12 protein-coding genes and 1 pseudogene are annotated in these 19,608 nt (G+C 60.8%); 8 read left to right on the top strand and 5 right to left on the bottom strand.

Annotation, left to right across the window (positions count from 1 at the left end; genetic code table 11):
- Positions 1-66: 66 nt before the first annotated feature.
- Positions 67-2,013, bottom strand: a complete 1,947-nt coding sequence (locus Har1131_RS16555) for a response regulator (protein ID WP_050038458.1) — start codon at positions 2,011-2,013, stop codon at positions 67-69.
- 242 nt (positions 2,014-2,255) lie between these two features.
- Here Har1131_RS16555 and Har1131_RS16550 point away from each other — a divergent pair, with 242 nt between their 5' ends.
- The gene (locus Har1131_RS16550; protein ID WP_151147536.1) at positions 2,256-6,155 is read left to right on the top strand and encodes a PAS domain-containing protein; all 3,900 of its coding nucleotides are present in this window, start codon (positions 2,256-2,258) and stop codon (positions 6,153-6,155) included.
- Positions 6,156-6,225: 70 nt separating this feature from the next.
- Here Har1131_RS16550 and gdhB read toward each other — a convergent pair whose 3' ends face one another.
- The 3 genes from gdhB to Har1131_RS16535 all read right to left on the bottom strand — a co-directional run bounded on the left by gdhB (position 6,226) and on the right by Har1131_RS16535 (position 10,661).
- The gene (gene gdhB / locus Har1131_RS16545) at positions 6,226-7,521 is read right to left on the bottom strand and encodes a glutamate dehydrogenase GdhB (RefSeq protein ID WP_129756267.1); all 1,296 of its coding nucleotides are present in this window, start codon (positions 7,519-7,521) and stop codon (positions 6,226-6,228) included.
- 2 nt (positions 7,522-7,523) lie between these two features.
- Positions 7,524-7,667 carry a rubrerythrin-like domain-containing protein gene (locus Har1131_RS16540; RefSeq protein WP_014031028.1) on the bottom strand — a complete coding sequence of 48 codons (144 nt, stop codon included), beginning with the start codon at positions 7,665-7,667 and terminating at the stop codon, positions 7,524-7,526.
- A gap of 126 nt (positions 7,668-7,793) precedes the next feature.
- A complete protein-coding gene (locus tag Har1131_RS16535) occupies positions 7,794-10,661 on the bottom strand; it encodes a bacterio-opsin activator domain-containing protein (RefSeq protein WP_151147533.1) in 2,868 nt (955 codons plus the stop codon).
- Positions 10,662-10,994: 333 nt separating this feature from the next.
- Here Har1131_RS16535 and Har1131_RS16530 point away from each other — a divergent pair, with 333 nt between their 5' ends.
- The 6 genes from Har1131_RS16530 (at position 10,995) to Har1131_RS16505 (ending at position 18,327) form a co-directional block, all read left to right on the top strand.
- Positions 10,995-11,297: a hypothetical protein gene (locus Har1131_RS16530; protein WP_225306799.1), complete on the top strand. Its 303-nt coding sequence runs from the start codon at positions 10,995-10,997 to the stop codon at positions 11,295-11,297.
- A 120-nt stretch (positions 11,298-11,417) separates the two neighbouring features.
- Positions 11,418-12,671, top strand: a complete 1,254-nt coding sequence (locus Har1131_RS16525; protein ID WP_050038380.1) for a Glu/Leu/Phe/Val dehydrogenase — start codon at positions 11,418-11,420, stop codon at positions 12,669-12,671.
- 101 nt (positions 12,672-12,772) lie between these two features.
- A complete protein-coding gene (locus tag Har1131_RS16520; protein ID WP_014031024.1) occupies positions 12,773-13,312 on the top strand; it encodes a ribbon-helix-helix protein, CopG family in 540 nt (179 codons plus the stop codon).
- A 186-nt stretch (positions 13,313-13,498) separates the two neighbouring features.
- Positions 13,499-14,707 carry an Nramp family divalent metal transporter gene (locus Har1131_RS16515; RefSeq protein ID WP_151147525.1) on the top strand — a complete coding sequence of 403 codons (1,209 nt, stop codon included), beginning with the start codon at positions 13,499-13,501 and terminating at the stop codon, positions 14,705-14,707.
- Positions 14,708-16,702, top strand: a complete 1,995-nt coding sequence (locus Har1131_RS16510) for a hydantoinase/oxoprolinase family protein (RefSeq protein WP_151147512.1) — start codon at positions 14,708-14,710, stop codon at positions 16,700-16,702.
- Positions 16,699-18,327 carry a hydantoinase B/oxoprolinase family protein gene (locus tag Har1131_RS16505; protein ID WP_151147504.1) on the top strand — a complete coding sequence of 543 codons (1,629 nt, stop codon included), beginning with the start codon at positions 16,699-16,701 and terminating at the stop codon, positions 18,325-18,327. Before Har1131_RS16510 ends, Har1131_RS16505 begins: the two co-directional genes overlap by 4 nt.
- A gap of 156 nt (positions 18,328-18,483) precedes the next feature.
- Here Har1131_RS16505 and Har1131_RS16500 read toward each other — a convergent pair whose 3' ends face one another.
- Positions 18,484-19,044 carry a PAS domain-containing protein gene (locus tag Har1131_RS16500; RefSeq protein WP_151147499.1) on the bottom strand — a complete coding sequence of 187 codons (561 nt, stop codon included), beginning with the start codon at positions 19,042-19,044 and terminating at the stop codon, positions 18,484-18,486.
- Positions 19,045-19,173: 129 nt separating this feature from the next.
- Here Har1131_RS16500 and Har1131_RS22755 point away from each other — a divergent pair.
- Positions 19,174-19,578 (top strand): annotated as a pseudogene (locus tag Har1131_RS22755) (DUF4864 domain-containing protein).
- Positions 19,579-19,608: the final 30 nt, after the last annotated feature.

The following is a 19,608-nucleotide window of genomic DNA, read 5'->3' as shown; positions in this document are numbered from 1 at the left end:
CAAGAAATCTCGTCGAGGCGGGTACTCCAAACTGCAAGGAGACCGGTGCCGATGCGAAACAGTGAGTCATTCGATGATTTCGAGGCCAGTAATCTCAAATCGTGTCCCACCCATCGAGCTCTCGGTTACGCGAATATCCCAGCCATGTGCGTCAGCGACTCGTTTGACGATATTGAGGCCCAGACCAGTCCCCGATTCGGAAGTCGAGTAGCCAGCCTCAAACACCTTTTCGCGGTCCTCGACGGGGATTCCAGGGCCGTCGTCTTCGATGTAGAATCCGTTGGTGTCATCGAAGATACCGCCGACAACGACAGTGACATCCAGCCCAGCGTGATCGATCGTGTTCCTGAACAGGTTTTCCAGCAGATGCCGGAATTGGTCGGTATCCGCTTTTATCAGTGGCTGGGTATCGGCCTCGCAATCGCAGTGCAGTTCGGCTTCATCTGCAGGATCAGATACAAGTTTCCACGCCGCCTCGGCAGCGACTTCGATCGCAACAGGTTCCAGTGACCCGATTTCCCGTTGCTCCCGCGCTAGCCAGAGGAGGTCCTCCACAATGCGTTCCATCCGTTCAGTCGCTGTCTCGATCACAGCAAGGTGATCGCTCGAATGCGTTTCCTGAACGAGATCCAGCCGACCTCGGATGACGTTTAGCGGGTTCCGAAGGTCGTGGCTGACAGTAGCGGCAAACTGCTCTAGCTGTTCTTTTTGATCCTGCAGTTCCCGTTCACGCTTTGTCCGTGCGGATATATTTCGACCGGTGCCGACAAGCCCTATCAGGTTACCGTCCTGATCAGTCAAGCGGTCACCGGTGAACTCGTGGGGAATACGCTTCCCCGCTCCGGTAAGGAACTCCGCTTCGATGGTCGAGTGGCCCGTTGTGAGCGCCTCCTCAATCGCCTCGGAGACTCCCTCTCGTTCTTCTTCCGGAAAAAGACTGAGTGCGTCGAGATCAGAGATCTCCTCGTCGGCGTACCCGGCCAGCCTTTCGAATTGTTCGTTACAGCGCTGGACGTTGCCTTCGGAATCGAGCACGTAGAATATGTCGGCAAGCGAATCGAGCGCCTGATCGATAAATGTCCGCTCTGCACGCAGTTCGTCTCGGATCTTCAGCGAGTGCATGGCGTGTGAGATGCTATCCCCGAGTTCGTCGAGTAACTCCTGTTCGTCCTCACTAAAGGCAAACGAACGGGACGAATAGACGCACAGGAGACCGTACAGAGTGCTATTGTATTCCAGCGGAACCGCAGCGGTGCTTCGATAGCCGCGGTCGAGTGCCTCCTCTCGCCAGACCTCGAACGCCGGGTCATCTTGAATATTCTGTGACGTCGCAATACGTCGTTCTCGAACGGCCGTGCCCGCGGGACCTCGTCCGGTCGGGGAGTCGTCCGCAGTGACAACGATAGTATCGAGGTACTCGTCCTCGACGCCGGCCCAGGCCTGTGGCTCGATTCGGTCTGTGTCAGGCTCCTGCTCGCCGATCCATGCGAACAGGTAGGGCTCAGAGTCGCTAATGATCTCACAGACACGAGTTTTGATCTCCGAGAGCGAACTCGCCCGGATGAGCGCCTGGTCGATACTGCTTACGAGGTCGCGAACCCGTTCAAGTTCAGCAGCGCGCTGATTGGTGCGGTATTGTTCGACGGCGTTTTCGACACGGTTTGCGAGGAGTTCGTATCGTTCCATGCCGTGCCCTTTCCGCAGATAATCGGTTGCACCGGCGGCGATGGCGTCGCTAGCGACCGCTTCGCTCCCCTCACCGGTAAAAAGAATAAACGGGAGATCAGGGTACTCCTCACGGACGGTTTTGAGGAGTTCAATACCGTCTTTCCCGGGCATTCGGTAGTCGCTGATAAGACAGTCAACGCGAGTTGTAGCAAGGCAGTCGAGCGCTTCAGTAGCACTTGCTGCAGTTATAACATTGAGTTTACTGGATTGCTGTTCGAGTATTTCGGTTGCTACATCTAGAAAATCCGGTTCGTCATCGACATGCAGCACAGCAATACTCGACATCTCTGGCACAATATCGGATCTACCTAATTTCGGTTCATAAAGTTGCGGACCCAAATCTCAGAATATATACTCCGATACCGGCGGTGCCTGATTTGTGGTACCCGATGAACGAATAGGTGGCATCTGTGCCATCTAAAATCTGATTGGGATCTGCATCAGAAAGCCGGCTGTATCGTACTCGGGATATCACAGATAAGAACTGGTGCGCTCGATTCTTAAAAGCACGCTGCGTAGGTGTGATAATGACTTATACAGGTGGTGAGACGTCCGATTGTATTCACGTTCTGTATGTAAACGACGATAGTGACTTTGCTGAGTTGGCGGAGACGAAACTCGTGAATATCTCATCGGGCTTTGAAGTCACAGCTGTCGGGGCTGTGGAGGCTGCGCTCGACTTGCTTGTAACTTCGACTGTCGATTGTGTAGTCACGTCGTACTCGCTGCCGGACGGGACGGGAATTGATCTCTTAGATCGGCTCCAAGCTGAACAATACGAAATACCGACAATACTATTCACTGGCCGGGGAAGCGAGCGAATCGCGAGCGAGGCAACGCAGGCGGGCGTCTCCGATTACATTCCGCTCCATGCGGGCGAGAACAGTTTCGAGTTGCTCGGGCGCCGCATACAGACGCTCGTCGAGGCCGCTCGCAAACAAGCGGTCGCCGAACGACTGTCCGACCGCTTCCAGCGAACGCTGGAACGGGCAACTGACGGGATCTACGCCGTCAACGACGAGTGGCGTATCGAATACATAAACGAGAAGATGGCCAGACGTGTCGACCGCAATCCCGACGATATCATCGGTGCCAGTATCTGGGAAGAATTCCCCTCGATAGTTGGGACGGAACTCGAAGACAAATACCGAACCGCGATGGAGACCGGGGAACCGGTGTCGTTCGAACAGTACCTTGGCGAGCCGTTCGATTATTGGGTCGAAGTGCGAGTGTTCCCGGACGATGACGGTCTCACCATTTTTTCACGCGAAACTACAGCCGAGCGGGAGCGAGAGCTGGAACTGGAGCGCAGTGAGACGATCCTCGAAAACATCCACGACGCCGTGTTCGTCCTCGACGATGAAGGGACGATCGAATTCGCGAATGCGGCTTCGAAACGGCTGATCGCCGGGGACCAGTCAACGCAGATCGCAGGGCAGCAGTTGGAGACAGTTGTGGGCAACCGTATTTCTACGTCTGATACAGAGCAGTTTACATCTGCGGTCCGTTCGACGCTCAATGACATAGAAGGCGACGGAGGCGTCACGGGATTGTACGACGCGGACCTGCAACTCGATATCACGGCCGAGGGCGATAAACGGACGTTTGATGTTCGAGTGACACCGTTTCAGAGCAACAAGAGCAATCAAGCGCTCGTCGTTGCTCGGGACATCACGGAACAAAGCGACGTCAAGCGACAGTTGGAGCGCGAGCGTGACGCGCTCCGGGAACTCCAGACTGTCATGGCAAAGAGTGATGTCTCGGCCGAGACACGGCTTCAGGAACTGCTTGAGCTGGGGTGTCGAATGCTCGATCTCGAGATCGGAATCGTCTCACGCGTTCAGGGCGACGATTACACGGTCAAGGCGGTGCACGCACCGGAGTCCGAAATCGAATCCGGTGATCAGTTCGATCTCGAATCGACGTACTGCGAGGCAGTTATCGGGACAGACTCGGTCTGTTCGTTCGCAGACGCAGTTGCCGATGGGAGAGAAACCCACCCGGCATATCGTGAGTTCGAGTTAGAGTCGTACATCGGCGTGCCACTCGTTGTCGACGGGACCCGGTACGGGACGGTCAATTTTTCGAGTCCGACGACGCGAGTCGATTCCTTTGGAGCGCTAGAGCGAACGTTCGTGAAACTACTCTCAGAGCTCGTGAGTGCCGAGATATCGCGGGGGCGGGACCACGCCGACCTCCAGCGCCAGGAGTTCCTGTTCGAACGCGTGCAGGACATCGCAGACATCGGCGTCTGGGAGTACTTCCCGTCGACCGGGGCCCTCGACTGGTCTGACGGGGTCCGCCGGATTCACGGTGTTGACGACGATTACGACCCGGTGCTCGACGACGCGATCGAGTTCTACCATCCTGACGACAGGGAGACGATTACGACTGCCGTCGAGCGGGCAATTGCGGACCGAGAACCGTACGATCTCGATCTCCGAATCGTCCGGACTGGCGGTGACGTGCGCGATGTTCGGGCGTGGGGGGAACGCGTCGACGAGCCGCAGGATGACGAGCCAGTGATTCGGGGCGTATTTCAGGATATCACCGAGCGAAAAGCCGAGGAGCGCGCACACCGAGAGCTCGCCGAGGAGTACGAGGCACTGCTCGACACCTCCGGTGACGCCATCTTCATGCTAGATGTCGATACAGCCGGTGACGAGCTAGCGTTCGAGTTTGCTCGACTCAGTCCCGGCTACGAGTCACAGACCGGACTCACTACCGACGAAGTTCGTGGCCAGACGCCACGGGAAGTATTCGGTGCCGAGCGTGGTGCTGAGCTCGCAGCGAACTACACTCGCTGTGTCGAACAGCGTGCGCCAATCTCGTATCAGGAAGAGTTGGACATCGCTCCCGACGCACGGTTCTGGGACACTAGCCTCGCGCCAGTTATGTTGGGTGACGAAATCGTCCGGATCGTCGGCATCGCCCGCAACGTAACTGAACAGGTCAAGCGGGAACGCGAACTCGAAACGACGAACCAGCGACTCGAATCACTCATCGAGGCGACGCCACTCACCGTCATGGAAATCGACACGGACGGAACCGTCATCCGCTGGAACGACGGGGCCGAGAACATGTTCGGCTGGTCTCGGGAGGAGGTGCTCGGCGAGTTCAATCCGATGGTCCCGGACGAGCAGCAGGCTGAATTCGAATCCCACCGACAGCGCGCACTGAGCGGCGAGCCGATTCGCGGCAAGGAGATACGGCGGGAAACGAAAGGTGGTGAGGTACTGGATCTACTTCTGTCGGTTGCCCCAATCACTGCACCGGATGGGGAAATAACGAGCATACTGGCCGTTCTGGAGGATATCACTGACCAGAAGCAGTTAGAGTCGAAGCTCCGATCACTGCAGGCGACTGCGCAGCGGCTCAGCGGCGCACAGTCGAGTGCCGAAATCGGCGACATCGCTGTCGAGGCTGCCGTCGATATTCTCGGGTTCGAGCTCACCGGGATCTGGGAGTCTGCCAACCAAGCCGACGAGCTCGTCCCGCTGACGGCGAGTGCGGCCACGAGAGAACTGCTCGGTGAGCTCCCGCGGCTGGAGTCCGGAGAGGCGCTTGCGTGGGAGGCGTTCGAGGCGTCGGAGTTGCGTAAATACGACGATCTCCAGTCCGAAGTAACACTCGGCAAGGCCGACGCACAACTCAGGAGCGGCCTGTTCGTTCCTCTGGGCGAGTTTGGGCTTATCGGCGTCGGAACGACACAGGAACAGACGTTCTCTGATACAGACGTGGACCTGTTCCAGATACTGGGTGCGACTGTCGAGGCGGCATTCACACGCGCAAGCCGGGAAACCGAACTGCAGCGGCAAAACGAGCGGCTCGACGAATTTGCCAGTGTCGTCGCCCACGACCTCCGGAACCCGCTGTCCATCGCCATCGGGTTTCTCGACATCGTCGAGGAGACGGGCGACCTCAGTTACCTAGAGCGGATCGAGGCGGCACACGACCGCATGGAGCAGTTGATCGACGACCTCCTGACGCTGGCACGCGGTGAGACCACAATCACGGATACGAAACAAATCGATCTCAAGACCGTGACGACGGAGGCGTGGGGGTACGTCGACACCGCTGACGCAACGCTGACAGTTGCTGAGGCGGTCCCGACAGTGGCTGGTGACGCCGGCCGGTTGACGCAACTGTTCGAGAACCTCTTCAGGAACGCTATCGAGCATGGTGGGGACGCCGTCACCGTAACCGTCGGGCAGCTAGACAGCCCTGACGGGTTCTACGTCGCGGACGACGGCGACGGGATTCCGCCGGCAAAGCGTGAGGAAGTACTGGAACACGGCGTGACGTCTACCAAAGGAGGGACTGGCTTCGGACTTTCAATCGTGGCGGACATCGCCAAAGCGCACGGCTGGACCGTCCGTGTGACGGAGAGCACTGCTGGTGGGGCACAGTTCGAGTTCCGCTACTGAGGGAAGCGGTGGTCGCGGTTTCTCGGCATCGACAGTGGTGGAACCCGTAATGGAACCGACAGAACCAGTGCTACGGCCAGAGCCCACGCGCTTCGTGGGCCTCCGCGATACGGGACAGGGCAACGATGTACGCCGCATCGCGCCACGTAATGTCGCGGTTTTCGAACTCCGTCCGGACGGCGTCCCAGGCCGCCCGCATCTCTTCGTCGAGTTCGTCGTTCACGCGCTCGAGTGACCACGACCGACGGTTGATGTCCTGTAGCCACTCGAAGTAGCTCACCGTGACGCCACCGGCGTTCGCCAGGATATCCGGAATCACCATGACATCTCGGTCAGCGAGGATGGAGTCAGCGGTGGACGTGGTCGGGCCGTTTGCCCCTTCCACGACGAAATCCGCGGCGATGTCGTCCGCGTTGGCCTCGGTGATGACGTTCCCGAGTGCAGCCGGGATGAGGACGTCGACGTCCAGCGTCAGCAGCTCGTCGTTCGAAATCACGGTGTCGGCGTACTCGGTGACCGCTTCCGGTTCCTCGTCGTGTGACGGCACTGACGCCGTATCGATTCCGGCGGGGTCGTACATCGCCCCGTTCACGTCGCTGATCGCGACGACAGTCGCGCCCCGTTCGTCGAGTAACCGTGCTGCGTTCGCACCGACACTGCCGTAGCCCTGTACTGCGACCGTGGTCTCTGACAGCGGCTGGTCGTAGTACTCACAGACCAACTGTGTGATAATCGCCACGCTCCGACCGGGCGCGTCCTCGCGTCCCTTGCTCCCACCGACAATCGGCGGCTTTCCGGTGACGACACCCGGAATCGTCTCGCCTTCTTGCATGGAGTAGGCGTCCATCAGCCAGGCCATCGTCTGTGGGTCCGTTCCCATGTCCGGGGCGGGAATGTCCAGGTTCGGGCCGATGACTTTGCGGAGTTCCTGTGCGAACCTACGGGTGAGCCGTTCTTTCTCGTCTCGGCTCAACGTTTTCGGGTTGACGGCGATACCCCCTTTGGCGCCGCCGAATGGGAGGTCCATCACCGCGCATTTCCAGGTCATCCAGATCCCGAGTCCGACGCATTCGTCCCTCGTCACGTCAGGGTGATAGCGAAGCCCGCCCTTGTACGGCCCCCTGACGCTATCGTGCTGGGCTCGATACCCGGTGAACACTTCGACTGTGCCATCGTCCCGCTCAATCGGAACGGTGACTTCGTGGACGTTTCGCGGGTGGTTCAGTCGCTCGACGATGTTCGGGTCGATATCGAGGTGGTCCGCGGCTCGGTGGAGTTGTAGACGGGCTGTTTCCAGCGCTGATTCGGGCTCGGACGGCGTCGACGAGTCTTCCGAAGGAGAAGCGGGGCTCAGTTCCGATCCCATCGTTATTCCAACGGTGTCAGTCGGTTGCGCATTTCACCGCCACAGTCCTGACAGTTCTCCGGTTGGCTCTCTGCAGTGATGACTTTGCCACACGCAAAGCACTCGTACGGTGTCGCCTCGTCGTGGTCTTGCTCTACATCTCTCATGTGTATTCACGAGTGACGGTGTCCGACCGCCAGTACTCGATTAAGGAATAGAAGGACATCAAAGGAATATTCAGAGGTTAAACAAAGAAGCAGGAGTTGATTAGGTTGTTTATTATTGAACCCCGTTCACGACTCCAGACCCGAGACACTCCGGTCTTCGAACAGTGTGGTGAACAGCTTCCGCTGGACAGTCCGGACGTGCTGGTAGAACGCCGGCGGAGAGATTTCGAGCATCGTCGCGATGTCCTCGCCGGACTTCGTGCGCGGTGACTCGAAATAGCCACTGTAGTAGGCGGTCTGAATCACTTCGAGCTGGCGCTCCGTGAGGTCCGTGAGGAACTCCGAACTCCGGTCCTGCTCGATACCCCGTTCGAGCGTCTCCTTGCGCTTGAGTTCGACGCCGGAGAACGTGCTATCGACCAACTGTGCGATGTTTCGAACGTCGACGCTCTGTGGCACATCGACGACGAGTGTCGTCCCGTCCGGATCGGCGGTCGCTTCCCGGAAGATAGCACCATGGTCGGCCAGTTCTAAGGCGAGGAACGGCTGTGACAACTCCAGCCGCAGGACGCCGCTCTCGGTGTCGTCGTCACTGATCTGTGTCACGTCGTCAATCGACGTCATGTCCGCCGCAGCCGCCGCGACCGTTTGCACGTCAGCGTCTTCGACCGTGACGAACACGCTGTTACCAGCCGGCGCGTGCTGGATGCCGCCCTCGTAGGAGAGGGTACACCCCGCCGACCGGGCGAGTCTCGACAGGAGGAATCGCTCGTCATCGATGTCGAACTCGACGCGGGTCACTGACGTCGTGAGCAGCGCGTGTTTCCGTTCGATAGCACTGAGCGCCGAGGCGATTGTCTCGCCGAGTTCGCGCAACACTGTGCGCGTTGTCTCGTCGAACGCGTCTTTCGTGTCCGCGTAGATGGTGAGGATGCCGTGCCTGAGATCGTTGTACACCAGCGGGATGCTCAGCACCGAGAGGAAGTCACGCGTGAGCGCGTCCGACCGCCACGGCGCGTTCCGGAGGTCAGCGGCGACGTTGGGGATCATCGTCACCTCGCCGGTCGCAGCCGTCCGGCCGGCGGGCTCGGTCTCGGAGTCCGCGACGGTGATTGGCTGACTGTCGAGATACCCCTGTTCGTTGCCTGCCCACGCTCGCGTTTCGACGGTATTACCGCCCGGATCGACGCTCCCGATCCACGCGAACTTGAATCGGTCCGTGTCAGTCAGCCGTTCGCAGACGGTGTGGTTGATCTCTTCCTGTGTTTCGGCGCTGACGATCGTCTGGTCGATCTCCCGAATCGTGTTGTTGATGTGATTCAGGGCGGTCAGTTGCTCGTTTTGCCGCTGGAGTTCGCGATCCTGTTCCCGGAGCTGGGATTCCCTTACCACTCGATCGAGGGCAGCCTCGGCGGTCGCCGCGAGCAGGTCGGTGAGTTCCTGTGTGACGTCGTCGAACACCCCGACGGCTGTCGAGCCGCTGACGAACACGCCGTGGTTGCCCAGCGGAATGAACATGACGCTCCGGAGGTCGGTCGCCCGGTTTTCCAGTCGGTCCGACGTGTGGACGTCGTCGAACACGAATGTCTCGTCGTTGACGAAGCTGTGGCTCGGAAGCGTGTCGTCGTTCGTGCGGACGGCCGGCAGCGGCCCGTGGTGTTCGGTCATCGCCTGTGACTGTGTGACAGGCTGGAGTTCGTTCGTCTCGACGTCGTGCAGGTAGATGGCACTCGCGGAGACGTCGAACACACTGAGCACGTCATCGACGATGTGGTGGGCAATCTCCTGATCGGTCTCCGTGTAAAGGAACTTCCGTGCGGTTTCCTGCAGCGTCGCCAGCGCTTCCTCGCGCTGTTTCCGTTTCGTGATGTCCCGACAGCTGTACAGCAGTGTCCCGCCCTGAATCTCGACTTCGCGGACGTTGACCAGCAGCGTGTGCTCGTGGCCCGCTTTGTCGGTGACGGTACACTCGATGTTCTTGAGAACGCCCTTCTCGGCGAGTTCAGCACGGTCGAACAGGTCCTCGCCGAGGAGCGTGTCGATCGTTTCCTGCTCGCGGATCTCGTCGTCGGTGTAGCCGAAGATGAAGTGGACGTTCGGGCAGACGTAGGTGTACTCACCGTCCTCGTTCGTCATGAGGACGGTGTCGGTCATGTTGCTGAGCGTGACCCGGTGGAGTTCCTCGGACTGGCGGAGGTCACGGTCGAGGGTGACCTGCTCCGTGATGTCTATCCCTTCGATCACGATCGAGGTGACGTCGCCGAAGTCGTTCTCGACCGGCCGAACCGAAAGCTCGATAACGCGGTCCGTGGCCGTGGTCGGCCGGTGAACGACCGCGTTCCCGAACTGCCCGTCGCGTGCGGCCTCCACGAGCTGCCGGATATCGCGTTCGGTCGCCGCGGACTGTGCCCACCACGGCAGCGTCCAGAACAGGTCACCGATGACCGCGTCCACGTCCTCGTCGATCATCGCCCGTCCCGTCTGATTCACACGGGCGAGCGAGCCATCCGGGTCGAGGACCCAGGTGGCCGTCTGTGTGTCGTGAAAGACGGCGTCGAACTGCCGCGCCCGTTCGCGCTGTGTGATCGCTCGCCGAGCGGACTGGAGCGCGTTCCCGGTTCGCTGGATCAACTCGTCTATCCGCAGGCCCTCCGGCCCTGTGAGGGGAACGTAGTCGGAAACGCCGGCCTGGATTGCCTCGCTCGCCAGGGCCTCGCTGCCGTCCGTGGTTCCGAGGACGACCGGGAGATCCGGAGCCGAATCCCGGAGCTGTCGGACCAGATCAGTGCCACTCCCGTCGTCGAGTGTCTCGCCCGTGACGAGACAGTCGACCGAGCGCTGCCGAACCGTATCCAGAGCGTCCGATGGCGTCCCAGCGGTGAGAATAGTGGCCTCGGTGCTCGCGCTGAGAGCGTCTGAGAACCGCTCGGTCCAATTCGCCGAACCGACGACGAGAACCTGGGCCGTGTGGAGTGGACTCCCGGCGTCGCTCATCTGATTCTCCCAGGCACAGAGCTATCACTGAGACCACTGGCGCTATGCGTAGACGCTCGTTCGAGTTGTCGCCACCCGTCGGGAACGGGATGTTTCGGTTGCCGTGTTCTGTATGGAGGGTTCAATAGTAAACACCTGGTGTCTGGAGGGCTTCGTTGCTAAACAATTTAGTATTTGCTCATTCCCGCGGTCGTTCCGATAGAGTGCCATCGGTCGACGGCCGGTACTCGGGAGACACATGACGGACATCACACAGACGCCGACACGGTCGGTCCCTGCCCGTCGTCCGGGCAGTCGCGAGCCAATAGCTCCCGCCGATTCAGCTCAGCTATGATGGACGTACAACGTCGCTTGACGGAGAAGAGAGCTATCAGGCACGTCGAAGCGCCGACGTCGATGCCAGTGTTCCGTTCCGTGACGCGGGTCTGGCACTTCCCCAGCGGAGACGTCCTGCTCGAACGTGCCGAACGTCGTGACTGTCTGATCCCGGACGTCGACCGGGTCAACGTTCCAGTACGTGGAACGGAACAGGTTGCGGACGCTGTGGCACTCGATACGAACACCGCTGTTCGGGTGACGGACAATACAGGAAACGTAGTTGTGTCAGAATTTGATAAGAATGTGAAGATAGGATAAGTGATTCGGAGCCAAGCGCGGTTGTAAGCCCCTCTTTTAGTGTTTACTATACCGAGTGATATAGTAATTTTCCTGGTAGAAATAGATAGCTTTTGGTATCTCGATGAATCCCGTGGATATATGTCTGATGTAAATCCGTACCAGAGTCTACGGACACAGATAGATGCAGCAGCACAATATTTAGACATTTCAGAGGGACAGCTGGAACGGCTGAAAACTCCCGAGCGGATACTGGAGACGAACCTGTCTGTCGAGATGGACGACGGGTCGGTCGAGGTGTTCCGTGCGTACCGGTCACAGTTCAACGGTGACCGCGGCCCATACAAGGGCGGAATCCGCTATCACCCGCAGGTAGACCGGGACGAGGTCAAGGCGCTCTCCGGCTGGATGGTCTACAAGACGGCGACGGGCGATATCCCGCTCGGCGGCGGGAAAGGCGGCATCGTCATCGACCCGAGTGACTATTCCGAGAGCGAACTCGAACGGGTCACGCGCTCGTTCGCGAAGGAACTGACGCCGCTGATTGGGGCCGACCGCGACGTGCCCGCACCCGACGTCAACACGGGCCAGCGCGAGATGAACTGGATCAAGGACACCTACGAGACACTCGAAAACACGACCGAACCCGGCGTCATCACCGGGAAGGACCTCGCAAGCGGTGGCAGCGAAGGCCGCGTCGAAGCGACCGGGCGTTCGACGGTCGTCGCAGCGCGTGAAGCCTTCGAGTATCTCGACAAGGACCTCGAAGGCGCGACGGTCGCAGTCCAGGGCTACGGGAACGCCGGCTGGATCGCGGCGAAACTCATTCACCAGATGGGTGCCAACGTCGTCGCCGTGTCCGATTCGAGCGGGGCTATCTACAGCGAAGCGTCGTTCGACCCCGTCGCAGTCAAGGACTACAAACGCGAAACCGGGAGCGTCGTCGGATATCCGGACGCAGCGGAGGAACTCACGAACGAGGAACTGCTCACGCTTGATGTCGACTTGTTGATCCCGGCCGCACTCGAGAACGCCATCGACGAGTCCCTGGCACAGGACATCTCCGCCGACGTCATCTCTGAGGCCGCAAACGGCCCGATTACCCCCGCAGCGGACGACGTTCTCAGCGACCGCGAGACGCTGGTCATTCCGGATATCCTCGCGAACGCAGGCGGCGTCATCGTGTCGTACTTCGAGTGGGTCCAGAACCGACAGCGCTTCTACTGGTCCGAAGAGCGCGTGAACGAGGAACTGGACTCGATTATCGTCGACCAGTTCGGGAACCTCGTCGACGCCTACGAGGAGCGGAACCTCCCGTCGCTCCGAACCGCCGCGTACGTCGTCGCACTCCAGCGGGTCATGAACGCTGGCGAGCAGCGCGGCACCTGGCCATAGGCGAGTCCCAGACCACGGTCAGTCGCGCATCGCTGCCATGTTTGAGAGTCCTCTGTCACCAAACGACACGATATTAAGGCCGTCCAGCGACGAGGGGCACTATGCCAACCGACCGCGTCACCGTCTCTCTCGACGAGGAGACCAAGGAGACGTTAGAGGATCTGACCGACCGAACTGGGGAAAGTCAAAGCCAACTGATCCGCGAGGCAATCGCGTTCTACGCGGCGAACTTCGACTCGGCGCACGCGAGCGACAGCGACCACCTCCAGACGTACTACGAGATGCTCTCGACGGGCGAACATGTGCTTCTGGATATCGACTTGCTGCACGCACTCCTGAGCCAGTTTAGTGATCCAGCACAACGTGACGAGGGGGTTCTCGAAATGATCGATCAGGTAGCCCAATACCACGCACAGGAGTACGCCGAGCGGTTCGATTCACTCGAAGACGTTCTCGAATGGCTCTCGCTGTGTGGGTTCCTGACCGTTCGACGGGACGAAAAAGGGAGTTTCCACGTTGTTTTCCCATCCGAGTCGGTGCGATGGTTGATGATCCGGTTCATCCGCGGTAGCATCACCGACCTCCCGTTCGAAATCGAAATCGAAGAGAGCGTTTCGAAGGTGCTGTTGCGAGAACGCTAGCAGTGAATACCCCCGCCCGGGACGCAAACCGACTCGAATCCGGAGATAGGGTATTTCGTACTCGTTCACACATCTGGTGACACGTACACAGTGTTCATACGACCGATGTGCCGACTACACACAGGTCTTAACAATGTTTTTTATTACCTGCTGGGACCGTGACAGTGGCTATCAAAACTAACAATCATGAGCATTACAAAACGACTCAAAGCCGTCGGTCCAGGAGCGATGGTCGCGGCCGCGTTCATCGGCCCAGGCACGGTCACGACTGCGAGCGTCACCGGGGCGGAGTTCGGCTATGCGCTCCTGTGGACAATGGTCTTCTCGATTGGGGCAACGATCGTTCTCCAGGAGATGAGCGCGCGACTGGGCCTTGTCTCGGGCGAAGGACTTGGTGAAGCACTTCGAGAGCGGTTCGACAATCAGATCGTCGAGTACGTGAGTATATTCCTCGTTGTCGGCGCGATCGGCATCGGGACCGCCGCCTACGAGGCCGGGAACATCCTCGGCGGTGCCGCAGGGCTCGCAACGATCACGGGTATCGACTCCACGGTGTGGGGCGTCGTGATGGGGCTCGTCGCCGGACTCCTGCTCTACACTGGGCGCTATAAGCTGATCGAGAAAGCGCTCATTGGGCTGGTCGCCGTGATGGCGGTCTCGTTCGTGGCGTCGGCGATCCTCATTGGTCCCGATCCCGGTGCGATTGCGATGGGGTTCGTCCCCGGTATCCCCTCGGGGTCGCTGTACCTCATCACCGGCCTCATCGGCACGACCATCGTCGGGTACAACCTGTTCCTGCACGCGAGTAACGTTCAGGAGCGGTGGAGCGGTCCCGAGGATATCGGCCACTCGCGTATCGACACGGTGCTGTCTATCGTCGCAGGCGGCGTCATCACGATTACGATCATGGTGACCGCGGCCGCAGCGTTCGAGCCCGGAACGCAGATCAGCGATATCGGCCGGATGGCCGAACAGCTCCGACCCATCGCCGGGCCGTACGCCGAACTGTTCTTCAGCATCGGCATCTTCGCCGCTGGGTTCACGAGCGCAACGACAGCACCGCTTGCGGGCGCGTGGGCGACCACAGGTGCGTTAGGCTGGGATTCAGATATGCAGAGCACACAGTTCCGTGCCGTCTGGGGGACCATCCTCGGTGTCGGAGTGCTTTCGGTGTTGCTGGGTGGCAGTCCCGTCCAGATCATCGTGTTCGCACAGGTGGTCAACGGGATTTTATTGCCGATCGTCGCGGTGTTCCTGATATACGCGATGAACCAGCGGGACCTCCTCGGTGAGTACACGAACGGGTCGATAGCGAACGCCCTCGGCGCTATCGTGACGCTCATCGTCGTGTGGCTCGGGGTTCGGACGCTGCTCAGCGTCGCGGGGGTACTGTAGATGGGAGATCGGAGAATCGGTGTCGACGTCGGTGGAACCTTCACCGACGTGACGCTGTCGCTCGACAGCACGCTCGTGACCGCGAAAGTCCCGAGCACCGAAGACCAGAGCGAGGGCGTAATCGCCGGGATCGAGAAGGCCTGCGAAGCGGCCGACATCGACCCGGAGAGCGTGACCGAGTTCTCTCACGCGATGACCGTCTCGGTCAACGCACTCCTCGAAGAGGACGGCGCAAAGACCGCGCTCGTCACGACCGACGGGTTCCGGGACGTGCTGGAAATCGGCCGCCAGGATCGCCCGTCGCTGTATGACCTGTCCGCGGAAAAGCCGACACCGCTGGTTCCCAGACGCCGACGCTTCGAAGTGTCCGAACGGACGACCACCGACGGTATCGAAGAGCCCGTCGACGAGGCCGAAGTCCGGGCAATCGCCGCGCAGTTACGCGAGCTGGATGTCGAGTCCGTCGCCGTCTCGCTCTTGCACGCGTACGCGCACCCTGAAAACGAAACGCACGTCGCAGACATCCTGCGGGACGAACTCGACGTTCCCGTCTCGGCTTCCCACGAAGTCCTCGCCGAGTTCCGCGAGTACGAACGAACCTCGACGACGGCCGTCGACGCGTACGTACGGCCGGCGATTGACCACTACGTCAGTCACCTCACCGACCGGGCCCGAGAGCTCGGGGTTCCACAGCCCCGTATCATGCAAGCCAACGGCGGCATCACCGACGCCGATACCGTCAGGCGGAACGCTGTGACGACGGTTCTCTCGGGCCCTGCCGCCGGCGTCGTGGGGGCAGGGTCGATGGCGGCCGACGAACAGGACGGGCTGGTCACGTTCGACATGGGCGGGACCTCTAGCGACGTGAGTCTCGTCCGCGACGGCGAGGCCGAACGGACCACGGAGGGCGTCATCAACGAGCGGCCGATCAAGACGCCGATGGTCGATGTCGAAACAGTCGGAGCCGGCGGCGGGTCCATCGCCTGGGTCGACGCCGGGGGGGCACTCCGGATCGGACCACGTTCCGCCGGGGCCGACCCCGGCCCCGCCTGCTACGGGAAGGGCGGGACTGAGCCGACCGTCACCGACGCCAACCTCGTGCTGGGCTACATCGGTGCAAGCACCAGCCTGGGTGGGGAACTATCGCTCGACGAGGACGCGGCATACGATGCACTCGCGGACCTTGCCGACGAGGCAGGACTCGGCGGTCCACTGGAAGCCGCCCGGGGCGTCTATCGCGTCGCGAACGCGAACATGACCCGCGCCATCCGCTCTGTCACCGTCGAGCGTGGGTACGACCCGCGGAAGTTCGGCCTCGCCGCATTCGGGGGTGCCGGGCCGATGCACGCGGCGTCCATCGCGGACAGCCTCGATATCGACCGGGTCGTGATTCCGCGCGCCTCAGGCGTGTTGTCGGCATATGGCCTGCTCGCAGCCGACGAGAAGCGCGACGCAGTACGGACGTATCAGCGCTCGCTCGGCGCGGTCGACCCCGACGATGTCGACGCGGTCTACGAGGAATTATCCGAAGAACTGCTGGCTGAAGTCAGCGACCGCGAGGCGGCGACAGTGCGACACTCAGCCGACCTCCGGTATGCCGGCCAGAGCTTCGAACTCACCGTGGACGTCGACCGGCCGTTCGACACCGCAGACGCCCGCGAGCGGTTCGGAGCAGCCCACGAGTCCGCGTACGGGTATCGGGCAGACGAATCCGTCGAACTGGTGAACTGTCGCGTGACGACGACCGTCGAGCGGAGCGCACCGACGGTCGAGTACGATGCCGATGGCGACCCACAGAAGGGCTCTCGTGAGGCGGTGTTCGCCGATGAGGTCCGCGAAACCCCGGTTTACGAGCGGCCGAAGTTGCCACCACGGGACGAAATCGACGGCCCCGCGATTGTCGAGGGCGATGAGAGCACAATCGTCATCCCACCGGCCTGGAATGTCCGGGTTCGCGATGACGGGACGCTGACAGCAGAGGTGAGCGACGAATGAATGACGAAGCCACCACATCGAGTGCCGAACAGGAGACGATCGACCCCGTAACGCTGGAGATCCTCAGGAACCAGCTAGAAAGCGTTGCAACAGAGATGGGACATGTGCTCATCCGTGGGGCCTACTCCCCGAATATCAAGGAGCGACAGGACTGTTCGACGGCGCTCTTCGACGCGTCGGGTCGGATGGTCGCACAGGCGGAGCATATTCCGGTCCACCTCGGCGCGATGCCCGACGCGGTGGATATTGTCCTCCAGAAGGACCCGAAACCGGGCGACGTCTTCATCGTCAACGACCCGTTCGCTGGCGGGACACACCTCCCGGACATCACGCTCGTCTCGACGATCGCGCCCAACGACGAGATAGTCGGGTACGCCGTCTCGCGAGCCCATCACGCCGACGTGGGCGGGAGTTCGCCGGGAAGTATGCCACCGGGTGCACAGGAGATTTACGAGGAAGGGCTTCGACTGCCCGCGGTTCGACTCGTCGACGGCGGCGAGCCCAACGAGGCGGTCCACGACCTCATCCGTGCCAACGTCCGGACACCGGACGAGCGCGAGGCGGATCTGCGAGCCCAGCGCGCCGCGAACGCCCGGGCCGAGGAACGCATCGGTGAACTCCTCGAAGAACACGGGGCGACCCTGCTCGACGCGTTCGATGCTGTCATCGAGTACTCCCGCGAGCGGGTCGAAGCTGAACTCGACGGGCTCCCGGACGGGACGTATCGAGCGCAGGATATCCTCGAAGGCGACGGCGTGACCGATACCGACATCCCGATTGAGGTGGCCGTCACCATCGATGGGGCCTCGATAGCTGTCGACTTCGATGGGACCGCCGACCAAGTGGCGGGCAACCTGAACGCGCCGCTTTCGGTCGCGAAGAGCGCGGTCTACTTCGTCGTCCGAGCGATAACCGACCCGGAGATTCCGCCGAACCACGGCTGTTACGAGCCGGTATCCGTGTCCGTACCTGAAGGGTCGATACTCGACCCGAAGCCGCCAGCAGCGGTCGTCGGTGGCAACGTCGAGACCAGCCAGCGCGTCATGGACGTCACGCTGGCGGCGCTTGCCGAAGCAGTCCCCAACAAGGTTCCTGCCGGTGGACAGGGAACGATGAACAACCTCATCATCGGCGACCGAACCGGCGATTTCACGTATTACGAGACAATCGGCGGCGGGTTCGGTGCCAGGCCCGAGAAGGACGGGATGGACGGCGTCCAGGTTGGAATGACAAACACGCTCAACACGCCCGTCGAAGCGATGGAGACCGAGTATCCGCTCCGGGTCGAGCGGTACGCGCTGCGTCCGTCGAGCGGCGGCGACGGCCGATACCGTGGCGGCCTGGGCCTCGAACGAACCGTCACCGTCGAGACAGACGCCACCGTGTCCCTACTGACGGAGCGCCGGCGGACGGCCCCCGCTGGAATCGACGGCGGCGAAGACGGCGCGACAGGGGAGAATCTGGTCGACGGCGAACCGGTCCCCGCGAAGGCCTCCGTTGACGTCGAGGCCGGGACGACCGTCTCAGTCCGAACGCCCGGTGGCGGCGGGCACGGTGACCCAGCAGAGCGGGACCCGGCAGCGAGGGAACGTGACCGACGCGACGGAAAGGTAGACGACGAGTGACGCTGGTTCGGTCGCTCCCTACCAGAACGCGACCGACCCGTGAAGTGGGTATTGCGAGTGCTACACTCATATGCGGGCGGCACTGGTGTATCTCCCACAGTGCAAGCTGACTGTCCACTCGGTCTGAAACGCGTCGTGAAGAGGTGCCACCGACGGTTAGCTATCTGCCGTGCCGATTGCCTTCTGTACACCGAGCCAGTTCGTGATGGAGCCGTCGGGACCGGTGAGTGGAACTATCGTCACTCGGTTTTTGAAGCGTGTGCCGTCCGCCCGGTAGTTCCATAGTTCGACGGTCCGCTGTTCCCAGATGTCGATACCCTCCTGAAGGGTTGCGACCGCCTCGAGGTCTGTTGCTGGCCCTTGCAGGAGGCGGAGATTCTTGCCGTGGAGTGCGGTCAGCGAGTAGCCCGTCATTTCTCTGAACGTCTGTGTCGCATATCTGAGCGGATTATCTTGGTACGCAGGTCCCGTGAGTGTCAGGCCCAGCGGTGCCGTCCCAAGTCGCACCATTTTCCTGATAATCTTTCGCTCGAAGGCAGTCACAGAGCCGAGCTTGAGCGCATCGAGGTTCTGAAAAATGTCTGCCGGCGACTCGTCGGCAGGGTGTGGATCGACAGTCCGGAGCTGGTGTGTTTCGACAAGACCCGGAAGCCGCTGGCGAAACCGCTCGTCGTCAAGCAACATGGTTTCGATAAGTGCGTCCCTCAGTTCGGCCATGATCGCAGTCGCCAGTTCTAGCTGCCGGGAACACAAACACCCGTCGATATCCGGGTTTGTAGCCGATCAGCCGTGCCATTCATGCTGGTATAGCCCCTGTTTCAGAGACACACGGCACCTACGAAATCAATGTCTAAACCCGAGTACCCAGTGGCCAGCCTTCCGACGCCCAGTGAGACGTACGGTCCCAGTGATGCTGTAGCTCTCCAACTCGAAGCGCTGGAAACGAACGACGACCCGTTTGAAAACGCGGGTATCATGACGGCGTACAATTTCGCCTCCCCAGCCAACCGCCGCTCGACTGGGCCACTGGACCGATTTATAGCCATGGTCGAGTCACCGCAGTACCGTCCGATGATCGACTTCGGAGAGGTCATGTGAGGCCCTGTCGAGCGAAACGAGAACTACGCTGAACAGCGGGTGACGATTACGGGGCCGGATGGACGAACGACCACGTACGAGTTCGGTCTATCAGTGCAGTCCGTCGGCAAGTTCCGAGGCTGCTGGCAGACTGACCGTGTGGTAGTGGTCTGAACTTCCCTAACGAGAGGCCCTAGCGTTACA

Origin of the sequence: Haloarcula sp. CBA1131, assembly GCF_008728975.1 — an archaeon.
GTDB classification, from domain to species: Archaea; Halobacteriota; Halobacteria; order Halobacteriales; family Haloarculaceae; genus Haloarcula; species Haloarcula hispanica.
Note: the sequence above shows the minus strand (reverse complement) of the source record. Positions and strands in the feature narration are given on the sequence as shown.